Origin of the sequence: Arenibacter sp. P308M17 (assembly GCF_003426735.1) — a bacterium.
GTDB lineage: Bacteria > Bacteroidota > Bacteroidia > Flavobacteriales > Flavobacteriaceae > Arenibacter.
Map to the genome: position 1 here is coordinate 219,205 of NZ_QVON01000007.1, position 19,621 is coordinate 238,825.

Sequence of the window (19,621 nt, forward strand, 5' to 3'; positions counted from 1 at the left end):
ACTTACTATGATAATGGGCAAAATAATTGCTATTGCTAATCAAAAAGGCGGTGTAGGAAAAACTACTACTTCAGTGAATTTAGCCGCCTCTTTAGGTGTATTGGAAAAAAAAGTATTACTAATAGACGCCGACCCCCAGGCAAATGCAACTTCCGGATTGGGTTTGGATGTAGATAGTATCGAATTGGGAACTTACCAATTATTGGAACATACCAAGACCGCCGAAGAAACCATTATTAAGACCTCCTCCCCAAATGTAGATCTTATCCCGGCGCATATTGATCTTGTAGCCATCGAAATTGAATTGGTGGACAAGGACGATAGGGAATATATGTTGAAAAATGCCATTCGTGGCCTCAAGGACAAATACGACTATATTCTTATAGACTGTGCGCCCTCACTTGGACTTTTAACTTTAAACGCCCTTACTGCGGCCGATTCTGTTATGATACCTATTCAATGTGAGTATTTTGCATTGGAAGGTCTGGGCAAATTATTGAATACCATAAAAAGTGTTCAAAAAATCCACAATCCCGAATTGGACATAGAGGGAATGGTACTTACCATGTACGATTCCAGATTACGGTTGTCCAACCAAGTAGTGGAAGAGGTTAAAAAGCACTTTTCCGAAATGGTATTCGACACTATCATACAAAGAAATGTAAGATTGAGCGAAGCCCCTAGTTATGGTGAAAGCATTATTAAATATGATGCCAGTAGTAAAGGAGCTGCCAATTATTTAAATTTGGCAAATGAAGTAGTTGTAAAAAACAAGGAGACAGTATAATGGCGAAAGCGATAAAAAAGCAAGCGTTGGGCCGCGGTTTATCGGCCCTATTAAAAGATCCCGAAAACGATATTCAGTCGGCCAGTGACAAGAATGCAGATAAGGTTGTGGGCAATATTGTGGAGTTGGATATGGACTCCATAGATGTAAACCCATTTCAGCCCCGTTCCAATTTCAATGATGAAGCATTACAGGAACTGGCCTCTTCTATTAAGGAATTGGGGGTAATACAACCTATTACGGTAAGAAAGCTGGATTTCAACAAATATCAATTGGTTTCAGGGGAACGCAGGTACAGGGCATCCAAATTAATTGGTCTGGAGACCATACCGGCCTATATCCGTATTGCAAACGACCAAGAATCCCTGGAAATGGCACTTGTCGAAAATATTCAACGACAGGATTTGGATCCCATTGAAATTGCCTTGTCCTACCAAAGATTGATCGACGAAATTCAATTGACCCAAGAAAAAATGAGCGAACGGGTAGGCAAAAAACGTTCTACCATAACAAACTATTTGCGATTACTACGCTTGGATCCCATTATACAGACCGGTATACGTGACGGCTTTGTGAGTATGGGGCACGGCAGGGCGCTGGTCAATGTGGACAAAAAGCAGGACCAAATTGCCCTGTACGAAAAAATTATAGGCGAGAATCTCTCGGTAAGGGATACGGAAAAAGCGGTAAAGGATTATCAGGAAGGCGGCGCCCCTGATGCCCAAGTTGCGGCACCCTCTGGAAAGGAACCGAAAAAAGCCCCCGTAAGCCCCGATTTTATCAGTAAAAACCTGGGTACTTTCTCAGATTATTTATCGGTAAAAGTAGATATCAAGGCCTCTGAAAAAGGCAAAGGAAAAATTACCATCCCCTTTCATTCCAAGGAAGAATTCAATCGGTTAAAAAAATTGATTACGGGTGAGTAAATATCTTGTATCACTGGCTATATATATTCTTCTTATCACCTTTGGACAAGCGCAGGAGGAAGAAAACAATTCCCAGGCGTCGGATTCCATTACAAACTCGATTAAAAAGGAAGGGATTGCCGTAGTAGATACCCTTAAGGTAAAAAAAAGGGCCATAAATCCTTTGGCGCCCAGTAAGGCTGCCTTCTACTCTGCTGTATTTCCCGGACTTGGGCAAATATATAATAAACGTTATTGGAAGGTTCCCTTAGTGTATGCCATTATAGGCGGGGGAATTTATGGATATATATACAACGACGACCTGTACGACCGTTTTAGAACGGCATTTAAAAGGCGACAGGCCGGTTTTACGGATGATGAATTTTATGATCTGGGTGCACCCAATGCCCCTGGGGCAGATCCGGACTTTTCAATGGACGCATTGGAAAGTGCACAGAAAAGATATCAGGAAGATCGGGATTTATGGCTCTTGGTCACCATTGGGATGTATGCCCTAAATATTGTGGATGCCAATGTTGATTCCCACTTAAAGCAATTTAACGTGGATGACGACCTTAGTATGGATTTTAAACCATATTTGGATCTGGACGCCATTACCGCCAAACCAGTATATGGTATGGCATTAACCATTAAGTTTTAATTTATGAATATTGCCTTGTTCGGATATGGTAAAATGGGAAAAATGATCGAAAAGATCGCCCTTAAAAGAAACCATAATATTGTAGCCAAAATTGATTTGGACGCTACGGATATAAATTTTTCGGAAATCGATGTTGCGATCGATTTTAGTATGCCCAACGCAGCCTATGGGAACATAAAGAACTGCCTGGACCACAATGTTCCCATAATTTCGGGAACAACCGGTTGGCTTCAAGATTATCCAAAAGCAGTAGCGTTGTGTAAAAAAAATAATGGCGCATTCATTTACGCCTCCAACTTCAGTTTGGGTGTGAACCTTTTTTTTGAACTGAACTCCCATTTGGCAAAATTGATGGCGTCCCAGGATCAATATAGAGTGTCCATGAAGGAGATCCACCATACCCAAAAATTGGATGCCCCCAGCGGAACGGCCATTACTCTGGCAGAAGGTGTTATTGCCAATACCGATTACAAGGGTTGGAAATTGGACAGGGCCGAGGATAGGGAAATCCCCATCACTGCCAAGCGTATCGGCGATACTCCCGGAACCCATACCGTTTCTTATGAAAGTGAAGTGGATGGCATTGAAATTATACATACCGCCCATAATAGGGAAGGTTTTGCCCTGGGGGCAGTGATCGCAGCGGAGTGGATCGTTGGAAAAACAGGGGTTTTCACCATGAAGGACGTGTTAAACCTTAGTTAAAGAACGTAACAAAGAAAAAATTAAACTGACTTAATGCTTGATGGACCTTAAACCATCAATCCTTAATTAACAATTACCGATATGAACGGCACACAGTGGATTATTTTTATTTTAATTATTCAGGTGATACATTTTTTAGGCACTTGGAAATTATATGTAAAGGCTGGAAGAAAAGCATGGGAAGCGGCCATCCCAGTTTATAACGCCATTGTGCTGATGCAGATCATCAACAGGCCCAAATGGTGGGTGATCCTACTTTTTATCCCCATCATTAATTTACTGATGTTTCCGGTAGTCTGGGTAGAGACCCTTAGAAGTTTTGGAAAAAATAGTCTACTGGATACTTGGCTCGCCATATTGACCCTTGGGCTGTATATCTACTATGTGAACTATTTTGAGGATGTAAAATATATTGAAAATAGGGACATTCACCCCAAAACGGCACTCGGGGAATGGGTCAGTTCCATTGTATTTGCCATTGTGGCCGCCACTTTGGTCCACACCTATTTGATCCAACCCTTTGTTATCCCTACCTCTTCCCTGGAAAAAACCCTGTTGGTAGGCGATTTCCTTTTTGTAAGTAAATTTCATTATGGAGCAAGGATACCAATGACCACTGTGGCTGCACCCATGGTCCACGATACCCTGCCCATACTAAAGACCAGGTCCTATGTTGCTGATGTAGACCCTGCCACCTATAAAACTTCTATTTGGAACAAATTACAATTACCCTACCTAAGGTTTCCGGGCTTTAAAAAGGTAAAACGAAACGATATCGTTGTATTTAGTTGGCCAGCGGATACGGTTTACCAATTCTTTAAAAAACAGCAGGGGGTACGCAAACCCATCGATAAAAAATCCAACTATGTAAAGCGTTGTGTAGGAATACCTGGAGATTCATTGACGATTAAAGACGGCTATGTCCATATCAACGGTAAAAAAACTGTTCTGCCCTATAGGGCAAAACCAGAATTCCTGCATACCGTTACCGTGGACGGCCAATTTTCCAATGCCGCCATAGCACTTTTGGGCAGGGAGAACCTATCGGGGAACGTAATCCGTGTTCCCAACAGCTCCCTCCAGCAGGAACGGGCTACCGAAGTAATCAATGCCATGAATCTGGAAAAAATAAAATCCGATTCATCCTATACCTATTACGCCGGTAGCATGGGCAACCAAAAGGTAAGGGACTACCTAAAATCCGAAGACATGAAGAATATGGCGCTCTTTAACCTAACCGAGGCAGAAGCCAAAAATTATACAGGTCAGGACGGTATTGTCTCCATCGACAAATTTTCATATAAAAACCCGGATACTTCCATTTTTCCACAAAATGTCGCACATGCAGGTACAGTGGACAATATGGGGCCGATTTATATTCCTGAAAAAGGAAAAACGGTTCCTATTAACATAGACGTACTTCCCATTTATGAAAAAATAATTAAGGAATATGAAGGAAATGATATTAAGGTAAACGGAAATCAAATCCTCATTAATGATAAAGTTGCCAATTTCTATACCTTTAAACAGAATTACTATTGGATGATGGGCGATAATAGACACAGATCGGAAGACAGTAGGTTCTGGGGCTATGTCCCTGAAGACCATATTGTAGGGACCCCCATATTTATATGGATGAGTATTGATGGCATTAACGAAGGTATGAGCAATTGGAAGGTAAGATGGGACAGGGTATTTACTACGGTGAACGGTGATGGCGAGCCTACCTCCTACTTTAAGTATTTCTTGATATTGTTGGCCGCCTGGTTTGTATTTGATTTCTTTAGGAAAAAGAAGAAAACAACTAATTAATTTACCAATGATTCAATGAAGTAATGAATTAATGTACCAATGTTTTAATGTACCAATGAAACAATGATTTAATGTAACAATAATTCAATGTAGCAATGAGTCAATGTACCAATGGAACGGTTCCGGTTATCCTTAAATCCAATTGTCAAATTTTCAAATTGATACATTAGCGAATTGTTACATTTTTAAATTGATACATTAGCAAATTAAACCATGAAACTGCTGCTCCATCCCGGTTATTTTCCAAATATCATCAACTTTGCCGCTATTGTTCAAAATGATATTTGCTGGGAAGTAATGGACAATTACCAAAAACAAACTTTTCGCAACAGGTGTTATATATGCACGGATCTTGGTATCCATATGCTCAATATACCCATAAAACACCTTCGGAACAATAAAGGAAAGCAAAGGTACGGCGATGTAAAAATGGACAACGATTATCCCTGGCAGAGACAGCATTGGCGAACCTTGGAAACGGCCTATAGAACCTCTCCCTTCTTCGAGTTCTATGAAGATGATATTGCCCCATTGTTCCATAATACCTACCATTCCTTAATGGATTTTAATTTAAAGACAATCGAGACCATATGCGCATGTCTGCAAATTAAAATGCCCCGGGAGAGTACCCAAATCTTTGAGCTCGATGTTAGGGACAAAATGGACGGGAGGACATTGATCAACTCCAAAACAAAGCTGCCATTGCAACAACCGGAATATGTGCAAGTTTTTGGCGACAGGAATGACTTCATTCCCAACTTAAGTATTTTGGACCTGTTGTTCAACGAGGGTACCAACACCTTGACCTATCTAAAAAACTTGCAATTAAACCTACCCTATGCTTAGGTTTTGCTTGCATTACGGCATTCATTTTATTCTGCCCGTCATTATTGGTCTATTTTTTTACAAGGAACACCGTCTTAAAATAATCCTGATCCTATTGGCCGGAATTATTTTGGATTTGGACCATTTGTGGGCAGATCCAATTTTTGATTCAAATCGATGTAGCATTAATTTTCATACCTTACATATGTATTGGGCCATTGCCGGTTATTTCCTATTGCTATTTTTTCAAAAAACCAGGGTTTTTGGAATTGCTTTTTTAATACATATATTGGCAGATACCGTAGACTGCTATTTAATGTAAGCCGGTTACGGCCCAATAATATCCCTATTCCATTAAATTTGTTAGGTTACAGTTGGTTTCCTTGATCGATGGTCCATCAAATAATTTAACGACCTATAAAAAGTCCTTTTTAAAGACTTTAGGAAATAATTGCTATTTTGTAAAAACTTTTAACAAGGGCAAATCTAATCGACACAAAAATGAAATACCATAAACCTATGAATGCGGCCACTCCTGGAAGAAGGGATTTTATAAAAAAATCGGGAATCGCCATTATTGGAGGTTCATTGACATATCCCACCATTTCCTTTGGAGCAACAAACGCCTATAATGACTCCCCACTAAAGGTAGGCCTGATAGGTTGTGGCGGACGGGGAACCGGTGCTGCCGCCCAGGCCTTGGAAGCCGACCCCAATGTAGTCCTCTACGCCATGGGCGATATTTTTGAAGATCGACTGGAGGAAGCGCATTCCGCATTGATGAAGATTGCCGGGGACAAAATAAAAGTGGAAAACAAAAACAAATTTATAGGGTTTGATGCCTATATGAAGGTAATCGAATCTGGAGTGGATGTAGTACTGCTTACTACACCTCCCGCATTTCGGCCCGACCATCTCACGGCAGCGGTAAATGCCGGAAAGCACGTTTTCTGTGAAAAACCGGTGGCCGTGGATGCTCCCGGTGTGCACAGAGTGTTAGCCGCAGCAAAAATTGCCAAAGAAAAAAACCTATCTCTGGTATCCGGATTCTGCTTTAGATACGACTATCCCAACAGGGCCATATACGGCCGTGTTCTGGATGGGACCATTGGGGATATCCGTACCGTGACCACTTTCCGTAATGGCGGGGAGGCCTGGTACAAGGAACGGCAACCAGACTGGACCGATATGACCTACAATTTGCGCAACTGGTATTATTATAATTGGTTATCAGGGGATTTTGTCGTGGAACAGGCGGTTCACAGTTTGGACATGATGTCCTGGGTAATGGGCGATAAAATGCCCATTAGTGCCACAGGAACTGGAGGAAGACAAGTGAGGACCGACAAAAAATACGGTAACATATTTGACCATTTTGCCGTGGAGTTCGAATACGAAAACGGCGCGAAAGGGTATCATTTTACTAGGCAACAAAGCGATACCTCGCACAAAAACAGTGTTGAGGTTTTTGGCAGTGAGGGCAGCGCCATAGTGCATATTGGCCGTAAATACGAAATAACCGGAAGGAATCCTTGGACCTATGAAGGGGAAAGAAACAATATGTTCCAGACAGAGCACGATGAACTTTTTGCTTCCATCCGAAATGGAAATCCGATCAACAATGGGGAATGGATGGCCACCAGTACCATGTTGGCCATATGGGCGCGCATGGTAGGCTATACCGGCCAGACCATTAGCTGGGAACAAGCGTTTAATTCGCAAGAAAACCTAGGTCCCAAAGCGGATGAATATCATTGGGATTTAAAATGGCCCACACAGCCCGTGGCGGTTCCCGGCAAAACGAAATTTATTTGATATATCCAAGCTACCGACCTTTAAAATAACGCTTTGGTCAAAGCAATCCATACGTTCATCACAAACACATAAAAGGCAATGAAAATAGGTACAACACTTTGGTTGTTATTTTGCTTGGGAGCAAGTTTAAATACCCTGGCCCAAAACAAAACAATACGCTTCGGTACAGAAACCAATTTGGAACAACTGATTAATAATAAAAAGGGGAAATCCATTAACTGGATCAATGTAAATACGGATCCGGAAACATGGCGAAAGGAAAAGGAAATCCTTATCTGTTCAGGGCTTCCCATTGGTGTAATGCGTTCGGAAAAACAATATGAAAACTTTATCATCCTGGTAGAATGGCGACATATGGAAGCAGGCGGCAATTCAGGCGTATTTGTGTGGAGCGATGCCGTACCTGGCGAAAAAGATCGTTTACCGGGAGGTGTGGAGGTACAAATGCTGGAACTGGATTGGGTAAACCAAAATATACGTGATGGGGTAAAGCCCCCTATAGCATACGTACATGGAGAACTTTTTGGCGTGGGCGGGGTTACTACCCTACCGGACAACCCAAGGGGCACCAGAAGTAAATCCGTTGAAAATAGGGCACTTGGCAAGGGGCAATGGAACAGTTACAAAGTGGTATGTGTTGATGGCACTATAAAACTCTCGGTAAATGGAAAGTTTGTGAACGGCATTAGTAGGTCATCCATTAAAAAAGGCTACTTATGCCTAGAGTCCGAAGGGGCAGAAATTCAGTTTAGAAATTTTAAAATAATAGAATTGGCTCCAGGGCTTACCTCGGAGGCGCAAACGGCCAAGGAAGTACCTTAATAAGGCAGATGATAACAGGGATTCCCGATCCTTAAAGGCTAGGATTTCTTTTGCTTTTCCTATGGATGGCAGATTTATTTGGAGTCCATTTTAATCGATGCCATTACCGGGAAATGATCCGATAATTTTATATCGAAATTTTTATGGGCCGTAATTTCCAAAGCCTCATCCACCAATATAAAATCTATTCTAACAGGATAATATCTAAAATTAAAGGTCCGCCCGTAACCGGTTCCCTGTTCCGAAAAGGAGTCGTTCATATTCCCTTTGATCACCTTGTACACATTGGAAAACTGAGTATTGTTGAAATCGCCACATACAATTTTCCTATAGGGGGCAGCGTTCATATGTTTCTGAACCAACTGTGCCTGTGCCCCTTGTTTCGCAAAGGATTTGCCCAACCTTTTCAACAACCTTCCCTTGGGTTCATTTGATAACCTACTTACGCTGGGTATGATCCTGTGCGATTCCAAATGAAGGTTATATATCCTCAAGGTATCCTTATTCACCACAATATCGGCAAATATGGCATTATTTCCAGTATCGGGAAAGTCCAGGGAGCCGCTATTGATTATGTCGTATTTGGAATAAATAGCTTGAATGGATTTCTTTTCGTTGGATTTATGGGCTGTAATAAATTTAAAGGGGTACATTTTCTTAAGCTCTCTATCCTTAATGCGACTAAACTCTTGAATGCACAATACATCTGGGGCTTCCAAGGAAATAAATTCCATTATACGCTCATCCGCCAAAGGGTCATTGAGCAAATCGTACTTATTGAACCCCCTTACGTTGTAGCTCATAATACCGAGGTCCGCTTCCCTTACCTCCTCCTCCGCCAATTTAAACCTGAAAAAGTTTCCCAGGCAGAAAAAGCCCAGCCCCAATACAATGGCGGATAGCCATAATTGTCTCTTTCCCTTTAACAGCCAATAGGATAAAAAAAGTAAATTGAAAAGTACCAATAGGGGTACCGTTAGGCCCAAAACGGAAAAATATGCAAAATGTGCCACTGGTATTTGTGGCACAAAACAAGAAATAAACAACAGAAGTGCAAAAATTGCATTTAGAAAGAACAGAAATCTATCGATAAAATTAAGGTTCCCCACGTGCTATTCCTTTCCTGCCTTAAATAAAAAATCCTTTTCGGCCTTGGAAAGACTTTCGTAACCGGACTTACTGATCTTATCCAAAATAGCATCTATTTTACGTTGCCGACTTTCCTTGTCATAAGAGTCTGTAGCAACACCACCTCGTTGCTCTTTGCGGTAAACCGTTTTTAAGGGAGCCTTTCTTTCACTCCGCTTAAATAAATCCAAAAGCTTGGCAAAACCGCTACCAATATCGTTGCCGTTAATGAGTTGGCGTGCATAAAAATAGCCCAATGCGGCACCGCCCAAATGGGCCAAACGGCCTCCTACGTTACCTCCTATTGAAATTTGGATAAGATCCAACAGCACTACAAAGACCCCAATATGCCAAAGTTTTACATTAAAAAAAATAACCCGTACCTCCTGATTGGGCAAATAGGAACAAATAAATATGAGTACAGCGGTAACTCCGGCCGAGGCACCTATCAAAGAGGTGTTTATACCCAATAGGGCGGGGAAAATATTATAACTCAACAAGAATATCATTCCCCCGAGAATTACCCCCAAAAAGTATACGTTCAGAAACCTCCGATTATCAAAAAGGTTCAAAAAAATTCTCCCTGCAAAATACAGCATCAACATATTCCAAAAAATATGGCCCAAGCCGGAATGGAAGAAAGAATAGGTAAAAATAGACCATGGCTGTCCAAGAAAATGAAAGAAATCCTTTGGGAGTTCAAACCAACCAATAATGCTATCCCCGGAAAAACCGAACAATATCTTTAGCAGACCACTTAGAATAAATACCGCTATATTAATGGCTATAAGCCTTTCCGCAATATTTAACCTGCTGTAATAATACCTAATGTTCTGATTGCCCATTACTTGTCCCAGCGATTGTTGTTAAACTGATTCTTTTTCCAGTACCACATCATGATGAACCCGAACAATGCACCGCCAACATGGGCAAAATGTGCTATTCCGTTCCCAAAAATGGAATAGCCCGTTACCCCAGAAAACAAATCGAGCCCAATAAGTACAGGAATAAAATATTTGGCCTTTACCGGCACAGGAATGAACATTAAAAAAAGTTCGCTGTTGGGGTAAGACATGCCAAAAGCCACCAAAACACCGTATATGGCACCGGAGGCACCTACTGCCGGGGTGTTAAAAGCACCCAAAAAATTATCTATGGTACTTTTGGAGGCCACATCGTACCAACTAGGGCTGTATTTGCCACCACTAATAATTTCCATTATTTGTTCTTTGGGAATGCCAGAGCTTATCAAAGCCTCCATTCCTTGGTTAAAATAGTAGTAGTTTACCCCGGTATGGATCAGGGCGGCCCCAATACCCGCCGAGAAATAAAAGAAGAAAAATTTATTTCTTCCCCACATTTGTTCCAAGGGCGATCCAAAGGCCCATAATGCGTACATATTGAACAGGATATGCATAAATCCACCATGCATGAACATATGCGACAATATCTGCCAAAACACAAAATTTTCATTTTTCGGAAACCAAAGGGAAAACCATTGGTACATTTGATCACCGTATAATTGGGTCGCTACAAAAAACAACACGTTTATAATGATCAAATGCTTTACTGCGTCCGTAATCCTACCCATTTATATAAATTTTTTATCAATATCGTCCTCGGTAATGGTGACGTATATTGGTTTGTTAAAAGGACTTGTCCCAGACTCCTTACAGGCAAACAGATCGTTTACCAGGGCCAGCTGGGAATCGCTGTCCAATATCTCCCCTGTTTTGACCGAGAGGGACTTGGCCAATGTTTTTGCCAAGATATCGGTCTGTGAAAAGCCATCCACCACAAAATCCTGTTGATAGTCCGATATCAGTTGATCCAAAATAATCCCTACCTCGCTCTCGGGGACGGATAGGGGCACCCCGGTAACCGTTACCTCTTCCCCCTCAATACTATCAAAAACAAACCCTACCGTGGTAAGGCTTTCCTGAATTTCCTTAATAATAGCGCAATCGGATTTGGAAAACGTCAAAGATAAGGGAAATAACAATTGCTGGCTAACAGCTTCCTTTATGGTAATGTTCTTCAAAAACTTTTCATAGAGCACCCGTTGGTGCGCCCTACTTTGATCTATGACCACCATCCCCGATTTTATAGTGGTAACAATGTATTTTCTCCTTAACTGAAAGGTAGTGGTACCCGTGTCTATGGTCTCTTTTTTATTCTCAAAAATAGACCCTGTAATAATATCGGATTCGAAACTTACACTACTAAACCCAGAATTCTCACCTATGTCGGATTCCATTCCAACATATAGGCCATCCCAACTTTTTGTATTCTGTTTATGAAAATGGGACCGCTGTGCGTTTCCTGTACCTGGGCCTTCCTTAAAAGGATTAAAACTGGAATCTACATTGATCTTGGGCAATTCTGCAGATTTATCCTTGTAATTATAGGGTGTTTCCAGGTTTTGGTCCTGCTCAAAATCCAAGGACGGAATTACGTTGAACTGGCCCAGACTGTGTTTCACGGTAGACCGTAAAATAGCGTATAGCGTATGCTCATCATCAAACTTGATTTCCGTTTTGGTAGGATGGATATTGATATCGATAGACCCCGGGTCTACGGTTAGGTAAAGGAAATAGCCAGGATGGTTCTCTTTTTTTATCAGGCCCTCAAAAGCCCCCAAAACAGCGTGATGCAAGTATGGACTTTTTATAAACCTATTGTTTACAAAGAAAAACTGCTCTCCCCTGCTCTTTTTGGCAAATTCCGGCTTGCTTATATATCCACTTATCCGCACTACCTGTGTATCCTCGTTTACAGGAACCAGCTTTTCGTTGGTCCTGGCACCAAAAACATTCACAATACGCTGTCTACTATTGGAAATGGGCAGGTTGAACAATTCACTGCCATTATTGTATAAATGAAAATTAATGCCTGAATGGGCAAGGGCCACCCTATGAAACTCATCCAGAATATGACGAAGTTCCACATTGTTGGATTTAAGGAAATTTCGTCTGGCGGGAATATTAAAAAACAAATTCTTCACCATCATGGATGTCCCCTTCGGTGCCACGGTTACCTCTTGCGAAATTATCTTGCTACCCTCGATCTTTATCTGTGTCGCCACTTCATCCTCGGCGGTCCTGGTCTGCATTTCCACATGGGCAATGGCAGCAATGGAGGCCAGGGCCTCTCCCCTAAAGCCTTTGGTATTCAATTGGAAAAGATCTTCCGCCTTTTGGATCTTGGACGTGGCGTGACGCTCAAAACTTAGTCGGGCATCCGTAACGCTCATTCCCGCACCATCATCGATCACCTGAATAAGGGTTTTTCCTCCATCCTTCACCACCAATTTTATAGTAGAGGCACCGGCGTCAATAGCATTCTCCATAAGCTCCTTTACAACGGAGGCTGGACGTTGAACCACTTCCCCTGCAGCAATTTGGTTGGCAACATGGTCTGGCAAAAGCTTAATAATATCTGCCATTATCGAGTTATAAAGATAGATAGATCAAAATCTATGATGTAAAGAAACAGAAGGATAAGAATGGCAATTATGATAAGGGTCCTAATTTTTTGATTCCGGCTTCCAGACCGTTTTAAATCGTCCATTGCCCTGCCGAACTTGCCCTTAAGCCCGCTACGACCGTCCATAGTAGGCCTGAACCTGTCCAGTTTATGTTCTATTTTATACGGACTGCCCTCCCCTTTATCATCGAAGTAGCGGGGTGTATAATTGAACTTTTTGTTTTTGCGTAATTTCGAAAACTTTCCCATAATCTTATTGTTTCAAAGTTACTCAAAATCAAAAAACATGCCTTAACTCCCTTGCCAAAAAATGTTAACAATTACAGGAAAGACACCTATTCCCCTTTAAGACCAACAAATCCAATGTAGAAAATTTTCGGTGCGCTATACTATCCAAGACCTGCCATCCTTATGGCCGCTATTGCCGCCTCGGCACCCTTATTGCCATGTTTACCACCACTTCTATCTATAGCCTGCTGCATATTGTTGTCCGTAAGTACACAAAAAATAACAGGAACTTGGGTCCTTATGTTTAGATCCATTATACCCTGGGCGGTAGCGCTACAAACAAAATCGAAATGCTTGGTCTCCCCCTGAATTACACTTCCGATAGCAATTACCGCGTCCAGCTCCATGGATTCGATCATTTTCTTGGCACCAAATGGCAGCTCAAAACTCCCGGGAACGTTCCATCGAACAATATTTTCCTCCTTGGCACCGCAATCCAAAAGTGCTTCCATGGCCCCCTTGTAGAGTCCTTCCGTAATTGCCCAGTTCCACTCAGAAACAACAATCCCAAACCGAAGATCCTTCGCATTTGGGATTGTTGTTTTATCGTAAGCGGATAAATTTTTATTAGCCGTAGCCATACTAGTTATTTTTTGCCTTACCTATAAAAGCATCTATGGTCCTGGCCTCGTCCGAACTTGGATATTCCTCCTTTATTCTTTGGAAATATGTAAGGGCCTTATCATTTTCCTTTAAATCCAACGCGGTAACACCTGCTTTATACAAAAACTTAGGGGTTGTAAAATCGTTGGCACTGTGGGCAAAGGCCTGCTCGTAATACCCCAAAGCATCATCTGGCTGGTTCAATTGCAGGAAAGCATCTCCCAATCCTCCCTTGGCCAAGGCTCCCAAGATAAGATCATCCGAGGAAAATCCTTCCAAATATTTGATGGCCTCATCATACTTCTGCATATTCAAAAATGCCATGCCAGCAGAATATTTGGCCAAATTGGCGGCAGGGGTACCATTGTACTCTTCAATAATATCCAAAAACCCATACTTGCCCTCAGCCCCGTTCAAGGCCAGTGTAAATAAAGAATCCTTTTGGGAAGTAGCGGATAATGCCTGATCAAAATATTGCTGGGGATATAACATCTCATTGGCAGCATTGGCTTCCTTTGGTTTTTCAACAAATTGAAAATAGGCCATATAACCCAATACGGCCACAGCAATCACACCAATAACCCCAAGAATATAGTTTTGATTTCTGGAAACCCATTCTTCCGATCTGGAAGCTCCTTCATCCAGCGAACTAAATACCTCTGCAGTTGTACTTTCCTGCTCATCCAACAAAATCTCCTCCTCTTTATTTTTTGGTTTAAAACCTCTTTTCTTGTATGTTGCCATTTTTGAATTTTATTAATCGCGCAAAAATAAAGTTTTTATCCAAAACCGAACGGGTATTTATTCGTTATTTTTGGATATTTTATAGTTTCGGGGAGGATTAAAAAATAAATATTTTACAGGCCAGAATGTTTCTAAAGAAATTATCACTTATTAATTATAAAAACTTTGCGTCCGAAAATTTCGAATTCGATGCTAAAATAAATTGTTTTGTGGGCAATAACGGGGTAGGAAAGACCAATATTTTGGACGCTATCTACCATCTTTCCTTTGGAAAAAGTTACTTTAATCCGGTTGCTACCCAAAATATTAGGCACGAGGAGGATTTTTTCGTGATCGATGGGGAATTCCAAAAAAATGACCGGGAGGAAAGGATTCTCTGCAGCCTAAAAAAGGGGATGAAGAAAATAATCAAACGCAATGGCAAGGCGTACGACAAATTCTCTGACCATATTGGCTTTTTGCCCTTGGTCATTATTTCGCCCGCAGACCGCGACCTCATCATTGAAGGCAGTGAGACCAGAAGAAAGTTTATGGATGGGGTAATTTCCCAATCCGACAAGGAATACCTACAGAGTCTGATCAAATACAACAAAACCCTTGGTCAGAGAAATTCCCTATTAAAATATTTTGCGGTAAACCAGACTTTTGACAAGACCACCTTGGCCATCTATAATGAACAACTACAGAAATACGGGAGTGCCATATTCTCGAAAAGGTCTAAATTTCTGGAAGAGTTCATACCTATATTCAAGGAACAGTATCTTGCCATTTCGGGAGGAAAAGAACCCGTAAATTTAACATATGATAGCAAGTTATTGAACCGCGATCTCTTAACTTTATTGGAGCTGAATCTAGAAAAGGATAGAGCCCTCCAATACACTAGTGTTGGGACGCACAAGGACGACCTTAACTTTGAAATAGACGGTCATCCCATAAAAAAATTTGGGAGCCAAGGGCAACAGAAATCGTTCCTGATCGCCTTAAAATTGGCACAATTTTACTTTATTAAAAAGCAGGCCGGAACTACGCCCTTGTTACTTTTGGATGATATTTTTGACAAATTGGACGAAAACCGGGTGGCCCATATCATTAATTTGGTAGATGAAGAAAATTTTGGTCAAATATTCCTCAGTGATACCCATGCCGATAGAACGGAGGACGTTGTAAAAAAAATACATCAATCTTATAAAATATTTAAGTTGTAGCATGCGGTATGTTTATATTATAGTCGCCCTTATTGGCCTGTCAGGATGCCAAACTAAAGTGGACAAATCAGATTTACTCTTTTTGAACGGCTATTGGGAGATAGAAAGGGTTACTTTTCCGGATGGTTCCAAGAAGGAATACGAGGTAAGTACCAGTATAGATTATATTGAATTGAAAAACTTTAAAGGTTTTAGAAAAAAGGTACAGCCCAATTTTAACGGTACCTATGTTACATCAAATGATGCAGAAATGTTTACCATATCTGAAAACGAGGGAATTTTAAGCTTAAACTACAAAACGGATCTAAGTGAATGGCGTGAAAAAATTGCAAGTCTCTCGGAAAATCACTTCACTGTAATAAATGAAGAAAACATAAAATACCACTATAAGAAATTTGAACCCATAGATCTTGAACAATAATGGCCAAAAGAAAAAATGACAACCTGCGCTTGGGCGAAGCCTTACAGGAATTTATTGCCGAAAACAAGTTACAAAAGGGGATGGACCGCGTTAATGCTAGGGAAGCGTGGAAAAATCTAATGGGCAATGGCGTTAACAACTATACCACGGCCGTTGAACTAAGGAACGACACCCTTCTGGTATCGCTTTCCTCTTCGGTGCTAAGGGAAGAATTAAGTTTGGGCAAAACAAAGATCATAAAATTATTGAACGAGGAATTGGGCAAGGATCTCATCACAAAAATTGTACTGAGATAAGCTTCCGTTATAGCACTAAAAAACCACGCTCTTGGGCGTGGTTTTTTAGTTTTTAAACAATATGTCCTTAAAAAATTTCCCTACCCGCAAAATGAAATGCCCCTTCTATGGCGGCATTTTCATCGCTATCGGAACCATGTACCGCATTTTCGGCTATAGAGGTAGCGAACAATTTTCGTATTGTCCCTTCTGCAGCATCTGCAGGGTTTGTTGCCCCGATCAGGGCGCGAAAATCCTCAACGGCATTATCCTTTTCCAGAATTGCCGATACAATAGGCCCTCTGGTCATAAAATCTACCAATTCCCCAAAAAAAGGACGCTCCTTATGTATTGCGTAAAACGCTTGGGCATCCCTTCTGCTCAATTGCGTATATTTCATTGCCACGATCTTGAATCCGGCCGAAGTTATCTTGTCCAAAATTCCACCGATATGTCCATTCTCAACGGCATCTGGCTTAATCATGGTAAATGTTCTATTTGTGCTCATCTCTAAAATTTTGCGCAAAAATACGTTTTATTCCAAAACTAGCAATATTTGAGGAACTTCTTATGGCTACAATGCACTTTATCGATAATGATGTCCATTATAAAGTGTACTGCAACCCCAAGGCAGCATCCCAATATCATTTTCTTCTATACTTAGTCCTTCGGTACAGTATAAAAGTCGTCTTAACAAGGTTTCTCGGAAAAATCCATTTTACTCCTCCCGATAGCTATCGGGACTAAAGGAAGTTTGATTTTCTTCGATTTCTCCCTTTAGGGTCGGGGTAAGAAATCGAAGGAAATCTTACAGATTCAAATTTTCCCATGCACTAAGTAAACTTAGTCCCTATATTTGTAACTATAAGAACCTAGGTTACAAACTTTTGGACCTAACCTCTAAAAAACGTTTTGATGAAAAAGACTTTCTTTAAACTTCTAGCAAAAATGAACAAGCTGTTATTGCCGTCCTATTCAAAAAGACAGTTGGACCTTTCCAAAGCCACAAAAATGCAAATGGCCATAATAGGTTGGCGCTACCTGGTAACCACCAATGCACTGGATTAGGGCCTAATACTGCATAAGGGCCTCAACGGGATAACCGGACAACCTGTCCCTCCCCTTTAAAAAGGTTAATTCCAGCAAAAAGTTGCACTGTACTACTTCCCCTCCCAATTTTTCGATAAGTTTACAAACGGCTTGTGCCGTACCCCCGGTAGCCAGAACATCATCGTGGACAAGCACCCTCTCCCCTTTTAGGATACTATCCACATGAATTTCAAGCACATCCGTACCATATTCCAGGGCATAGGGCTCACTGATTATTTGGTGTGGTAATTTCCCTCGCTTTCTTACCGGGACAAAACCGGCGTTGAGACGGGTTGCCAATAGGGGGGCAAAGAAAAACCCGCGACTCTCCATACCGACTACCTTATCCACTTTTTTATTTTTGACCAATTCCAACAGGGCCTCGGCTGCACTCGCCAATGCACAAGCGTCCTGCAATAAGGGGGTAATATCTTTAAAAGAGATGCCTGCTTCGGGGAAATCCGGGATATCCCGAACATATTTCTTGAAATCCATTTATTTTGGTTGCTGTAATTTTGTGGTAAATTTAAAAAGAAATATATTTGCAGCCCGTTAAAAGGGAAAACCAATTTTTACAACGGCCTCGTGGCGCAACTGAATAGCGCATCTGATTACGGCTCAGAAGGTTACTGGTTTGAATCCAGTCGAGGTCACCACAAGCAAGAAACCACGTCTTTTTAGGCGTGGTCTTTTTTTTTATGGAAAAGGCCAAACGAAGTTTGAGGTTTTGGAATAAAAAAAGGGACCAGCAGCGATAGCTGCGCGGTTTCTTATTTGCAAGACGGAGCTCAATGGAAAACCGCAGGTAATCCAGTCGAGGTCACGAATAAATAGTACAACAAGAAAAAACGCCAAGCTTGCTTGAGCGTTTTTTTGTTTGTGCTATTTTCAAAGCGGAGCTTTGCTGGATGTGCGACAGCAAATCTTTTTTTTATGGAAAAGGCCAAACGAAGTTTGAGGTTTTTGGAATAAAAAAAGGGGACCTTTTTATTTCCTCCAATTTAAGGATTTTTGGTTAATATATGCCAAAGTATTGGAACAGGATCGGAATTTGAGACTACCTAATGCTGGTTGGGCAACCAAAATAAAGGATGGTCCCTATATACATAAAAACCGTTAAATTTGATCTTGCCCAATAAATGGCGAATATTTTCTAACGGATGATCATTGGCCGGCCCTTTATATACCGTATGCAAGCACTAACTATTTATGAGGTGCCGGATCAATATCCTTTTGATATCCTTATTGTCCTGACGCGGCACTATATAGTTTAATTTGTTCCTTTTGGTAGTTTTTGGACAAAAACCAAACCCCTTATACACCCCATTTTCTATATATACCAGACCCAATTCGTCATCGTCCCTGCCCTCCACCTCGAACAAGCGGGTAAACCGTACAATCGTGGTGGCATTTATGAATGTCTCCACTCGTGCATTGTAATCGGAAGGATGTTCAACTCCCAGGCAAGCTCCATGACAAGCCTTTATCTGAAACTGAAAACAGGATCCCATTGTTTTATAAAGCCCATTTATCTTTTGGCACAACCCGTATTTTTCGGTTATCCTATACAGGGTTTCTTTTGCTTCCCGGATGGAAGTAAATGAAGTAATAGCCTCCTCGTCCAAAGAAATCCTATCTATTCCAAGTCCTACATAACCACCTATTTCCTTCCTGTATAGGCCATATTGGTAAATAGTCCTCCGCTGTGAACGGTTATATAGGGGTTGGTGCAATTTAATAAGCTCGGATTCATAAAGTAGTGCGATAAGATCGCTTCCCATTACTTCAAAGGACACCCTGCACACATGGATTTGGATCTTAATGGATTTTCTATCCTTACCTGAAAAATGCTGTTGTACCCGCTTACGGATATCGATACTCTTGCCAATGTAAACGAGATTATCCTTTTGATCAAAGAAATAATATACTCCGGGAGAGGATGGAAGATCCCCAAACCCATTTTCCTTCAAGACGTTTATTACAATTTTCCCCTGCATGCTGCGAATATACGTAAAGGACTTGTTCAAAAAAGCTAGTTGGGAAATCGGCA

General features: G+C 41.3%; 23 protein-coding genes and 1 tRNA gene. 14 read left to right on the plus strand and 10 right to left on the minus strand.

The genetic code is table 11. From position 1 onward, the window contains the following. The first annotated feature begins 13 nt into the window (after window positions 1-13). From D0S24_RS17070 to D0S24_RS17110, 9 genes are all read left to right on the plus strand, one after another. Window positions 14-787 carry a ParA family protein gene (locus D0S24_RS17070; protein WP_117021080.1) on the plus strand — a complete coding sequence of 258 codons (774 nt, stop codon included), beginning with the start codon at window positions 14-16 and terminating at the stop codon, window positions 785-787. Next, window positions 787-1,713 (plus strand): ParB/RepB/Spo0J family partition protein, encoded by a 927-nt coding sequence (locus D0S24_RS17075; protein ID WP_117021032.1) that lies wholly within the window; start codon window positions 787-789, stop codon window positions 1,711-1,713. Before D0S24_RS17070 ends, D0S24_RS17075 begins: the two co-directional genes overlap by 1 nt. Beyond that, the gene (locus tag D0S24_RS17080) at window positions 1,706-2,353 is read left to right on the plus strand and encodes a DUF5683 domain-containing protein (RefSeq protein WP_117021033.1); all 648 of its coding nucleotides are present in this window, start codon (window positions 1,706-1,708) and stop codon (window positions 2,351-2,353) included. Before D0S24_RS17075 ends, D0S24_RS17080 begins: the two co-directional genes overlap by 8 nt. A 3-nt stretch (window positions 2,354-2,356) precedes the next feature. Further along, window positions 2,357-3,058, plus strand: coding sequence for a 4-hydroxy-tetrahydrodipicolinate reductase (gene dapB, locus D0S24_RS17085; RefSeq protein WP_117021034.1), 702 nt, complete (start codon window positions 2,357-2,359; stop codon window positions 3,056-3,058). 81 nt (window positions 3,059-3,139) lie between these two features. Then, the gene (gene lepB / locus D0S24_RS17090) at window positions 3,140-4,870 is read left to right on the plus strand and encodes a signal peptidase I (protein ID WP_117021035.1); all 1,731 of its coding nucleotides are present in this window, start codon (window positions 3,140-3,142) and stop codon (window positions 4,868-4,870) included. A 213-nt stretch (window positions 4,871-5,083) separates the two neighbouring features. Further along, a complete protein-coding gene (locus D0S24_RS17095; protein WP_117021036.1) occupies window positions 5,084-5,716 on the plus strand; it encodes a WbqC family protein in 633 nt (210 codons plus the stop codon). Next, window positions 5,709-6,017 carry a DUF6122 family protein gene (locus D0S24_RS17100; protein WP_117021037.1) on the plus strand — a complete coding sequence of 103 codons (309 nt, stop codon included), beginning with the start codon at window positions 5,709-5,711 and terminating at the stop codon, window positions 6,015-6,017. Before D0S24_RS17095 ends, D0S24_RS17100 begins: the two co-directional genes overlap by 8 nt. Window positions 6,018-6,196: 179 nt before the next feature. Beyond that, entirely contained in the window at window positions 6,197-7,510 is a 1,314-nt protein-coding gene (locus D0S24_RS17105; protein WP_117021038.1) for a Gfo/Idh/MocA family protein, read from the plus strand. A 78-nt stretch (window positions 7,511-7,588) separates the two neighbouring features. Continuing rightward, window positions 7,589-8,332 carry a DUF1080 domain-containing protein gene (locus D0S24_RS17110; protein WP_117021039.1) on the plus strand — a complete coding sequence of 248 codons (744 nt, stop codon included), beginning with the start codon at window positions 7,589-7,591 and terminating at the stop codon, window positions 8,330-8,332. Between the two features lie 74 nt (window positions 8,333-8,406). Here the strand turns inward: D0S24_RS17110 and D0S24_RS17115 are convergent, their stop codons facing one another. The 7 genes from D0S24_RS17115 to D0S24_RS17145 all read right to left on the minus strand — a co-directional run bounded on the left by D0S24_RS17115 (window position 8,407) and on the right by D0S24_RS17145 (window position 14,581). Further along, complete coding sequence (locus tag D0S24_RS17115) at window positions 8,407-9,345, minus strand: endonuclease/exonuclease/phosphatase family protein (protein WP_251795817.1); 939 nt, start codon at window positions 9,343-9,345, stop codon at window positions 8,407-8,409. A 99-nt stretch (window positions 9,346-9,444) separates the two neighbouring features. Further along, window positions 9,445-10,305, minus strand: coding sequence for a rhomboid family intramembrane serine protease (locus D0S24_RS17120; protein WP_117021041.1), 861 nt, complete (start codon window positions 10,303-10,305; stop codon window positions 9,445-9,447). Next, window positions 10,305-11,051: a rhomboid family intramembrane serine protease gene (locus D0S24_RS17125; protein ID WP_117021042.1), complete on the minus strand. Its 747-nt coding sequence runs from the start codon at window positions 11,049-11,051 to the stop codon at window positions 10,305-10,307. The genes D0S24_RS17120 and D0S24_RS17125 overlap by 1 nt, the downstream gene beginning before the upstream one ends. Further along, window positions 11,052-12,905: a DNA mismatch repair endonuclease MutL gene (gene mutL, locus D0S24_RS17130; protein WP_117021043.1), complete on the minus strand. Its 1,854-nt coding sequence runs from the start codon at window positions 12,903-12,905 to the stop codon at window positions 11,052-11,054. It abuts the gene before it with no gap. Then, entirely contained in the window at window positions 12,905-13,195 is a 291-nt protein-coding gene (locus D0S24_RS17135) for a riboflavin synthase subunit beta (RefSeq protein ID WP_117021044.1), read from the minus strand. Before D0S24_RS17135 ends, mutL begins: the two co-directional genes overlap by 1 nt. Window positions 13,196-13,335: 140 nt before the next feature. Then, window positions 13,336-13,815, minus strand: a complete 480-nt coding sequence (gene ribH, locus D0S24_RS17140) for a 6,7-dimethyl-8-ribityllumazine synthase (RefSeq protein ID WP_117021045.1) — start codon at window positions 13,813-13,815, stop codon at window positions 13,336-13,338. 1 nt (window position 13,816) lies between these two features. Beyond that, a complete protein-coding gene (locus D0S24_RS17145; protein ID WP_117021046.1) occupies window positions 13,817-14,581 on the minus strand; it encodes a tol-pal system YbgF family protein in 765 nt (254 codons plus the stop codon). 125 nt (window positions 14,582-14,706) lie between these two features. On the opposite strand from D0S24_RS17145, the gene recF reads away from it, so the two are divergent. From recF to D0S24_RS17160, 3 genes are read left to right on the plus strand one after another with little or no spacing between them, the layout of a single operon-like run. Beyond that, on the plus strand, window positions 14,707-15,786 hold the full coding sequence (recF, locus tag D0S24_RS17150; protein ID WP_117021047.1) for a DNA replication/repair protein RecF: 1,080 nt from the start codon (window positions 14,707-14,709) through the stop codon (window positions 15,784-15,786). 1 nt (window position 15,787) lies between these two features. Next, window positions 15,788-16,207, plus strand: a complete 420-nt coding sequence (locus D0S24_RS17155) for a lipocalin family protein (protein ID WP_117021048.1) — start codon at window positions 15,788-15,790, stop codon at window positions 16,205-16,207. Next, complete coding sequence (locus D0S24_RS17160) at window positions 16,207-16,503, plus strand: DciA family protein (protein ID WP_117021049.1); 297 nt, start codon at window positions 16,207-16,209, stop codon at window positions 16,501-16,503. Before D0S24_RS17155 ends, D0S24_RS17160 begins: the two co-directional genes overlap by 1 nt. 67 nt (window positions 16,504-16,570) lie before the next feature. Here D0S24_RS17160 and D0S24_RS17165 read toward each other — a convergent pair whose 3' ends face one another. Then, the gene (locus D0S24_RS17165) at window positions 16,571-16,990 is read right to left on the minus strand and encodes a nucleoside-diphosphate kinase (protein WP_031442810.1); all 420 of its coding nucleotides are present in this window, start codon (window positions 16,988-16,990) and stop codon (window positions 16,571-16,573) included. Window positions 16,991-17,397: 407 nt separating this feature from the next. Between D0S24_RS17165 and D0S24_RS17170 the strand changes: the two genes are divergently transcribed. After that, window positions 17,398-17,550: an SsrA-binding protein gene (locus D0S24_RS17170; RefSeq protein WP_117021050.1), complete on the plus strand. Its 153-nt coding sequence runs from the start codon at window positions 17,398-17,400 to the stop codon at window positions 17,548-17,550. 3 nt (window positions 17,551-17,553) lie between these two features. Here the strand turns inward: D0S24_RS17170 and D0S24_RS17175 are convergent, their stop codons facing one another. Next, window positions 17,554-18,066 carry an adenine phosphoribosyltransferase gene (locus D0S24_RS17175; RefSeq protein WP_117021051.1) on the minus strand — a complete coding sequence of 171 codons (513 nt, stop codon included), beginning with the start codon at window positions 18,064-18,066 and terminating at the stop codon, window positions 17,554-17,556. 84 nt (window positions 18,067-18,150) lie between these two features. Here D0S24_RS17175 and D0S24_RS17180 point away from each other — a divergent pair. Then, window positions 18,151-18,227: transfer RNA gene (locus D0S24_RS17180), tRNA-Arg, on the plus strand. Between the two features lie 543 nt (window positions 18,228-18,770). On the opposite strand, the gene D0S24_RS17185 is transcribed toward D0S24_RS17180, so the two are convergent. Beyond that, window positions 18,771-19,598: a GIY-YIG nuclease family protein gene (locus D0S24_RS17185; RefSeq protein WP_147321475.1), complete on the minus strand. Its 828-nt coding sequence runs from the start codon at window positions 19,596-19,598 to the stop codon at window positions 18,771-18,773. Between the last annotated feature and the right edge of the window lie 23 nt (window positions 19,599-19,621).

Bases quoted from the DNA above. Each gene is read 5' to 3' on its own strand.
- D0S24_RS17070 (WP_117021080.1), top strand. From the start codon at position 14: ATGGGCAAAATAATTGCTATTGCTAATCAAAAAGGCGGTGTAGGAAAA.
- D0S24_RS17075 (WP_117021032.1), top strand. From the start codon at position 787: ATGGCGAAAGCGATAAAAAAGCAAGCGTTGGGCCGCGGTTTATCGGCC.
- dapB (WP_117021034.1), top strand. From the start codon at position 2,357: ATGAATATTGCCTTGTTCGGATATGGTAAAATGGGAAAAATGATCGAA.
- lepB (WP_117021035.1), top strand. From the start codon at position 3,140: ATGAACGGCACACAGTGGATTATTTTTATTTTAATTATTCAGGTGATA.
- D0S24_RS17095 (WP_117021036.1), top strand. From the start codon at position 5,084: ATGAAACTGCTGCTCCATCCCGGTTATTTTCCAAATATCATCAACTTT.
- D0S24_RS17100 (WP_117021037.1), top strand. From the start codon at position 5,709: ATGCTTAGGTTTTGCTTGCATTACGGCATTCATTTTATTCTGCCCGTC.
- D0S24_RS17105 (WP_117021038.1), top strand. From the start codon at position 6,197: ATGAAATACCATAAACCTATGAATGCGGCCACTCCTGGAAGAAGGGAT.
- D0S24_RS17110 (WP_117021039.1), top strand. From the start codon at position 7,589: ATGAAAATAGGTACAACACTTTGGTTGTTATTTTGCTTGGGAGCAAGT.
- D0S24_RS17120 (WP_117021041.1), bottom strand. From the start codon at position 10,305: ATGGGCAATCAGAACATTAGGTATTATTACAGCAGGTTAAATATTGCG.
- D0S24_RS17125 (WP_117021042.1), bottom strand. From the start codon at position 11,051: ATGGGTAGGATTACGGACGCAGTAAAGCATTTGATCATTATAAACGTG.
- mutL (WP_117021043.1), bottom strand. From the start codon at position 12,905: ATGGCAGATATTATTAAGCTTTTGCCAGACCATGTTGCCAACCAAATT.
- D0S24_RS17135 (WP_117021044.1), bottom strand. From the start codon at position 13,195: ATGGGAAAGTTTTCGAAATTACGCAAAAACAAAAAGTTCAATTATACA.
- ribH (WP_117021045.1), bottom strand. From the start codon at position 13,815: ATGGCTACGGCTAATAAAAATTTATCCGCTTACGATAAAACAACAATC.
- D0S24_RS17145 (WP_117021046.1), bottom strand. From the start codon at position 14,581: ATGGCAACATACAAGAAAAGAGGTTTTAAACCAAAAAATAAAGAGGAG.
- recF (WP_117021047.1), top strand. From the start codon at position 14,707: ATGTTTCTAAAGAAATTATCACTTATTAATTATAAAAACTTTGCGTCC.
- D0S24_RS17155 (WP_117021048.1), top strand. From the start codon at position 15,788: ATGCGGTATGTTTATATTATAGTCGCCCTTATTGGCCTGTCAGGATGC.
- D0S24_RS17160 (WP_117021049.1), top strand. From the start codon at position 16,207: ATGGCCAAAAGAAAAAATGACAACCTGCGCTTGGGCGAAGCCTTACAG.
- D0S24_RS17165 (WP_031442810.1), bottom strand. From the start codon at position 16,990: ATGAGCACAAATAGAACATTTACCATGATTAAGCCAGATGCCGTTGAG.
- D0S24_RS17170 (WP_117021050.1), top strand. From the start codon at position 17,398: ATGAAAAAGACTTTCTTTAAACTTCTAGCAAAAATGAACAAGCTGTTA.
- D0S24_RS17175 (WP_117021051.1), bottom strand. From the start codon at position 18,066: ATGGATTTCAAGAAATATGTTCGGGATATCCCGGATTTCCCCGAAGCA.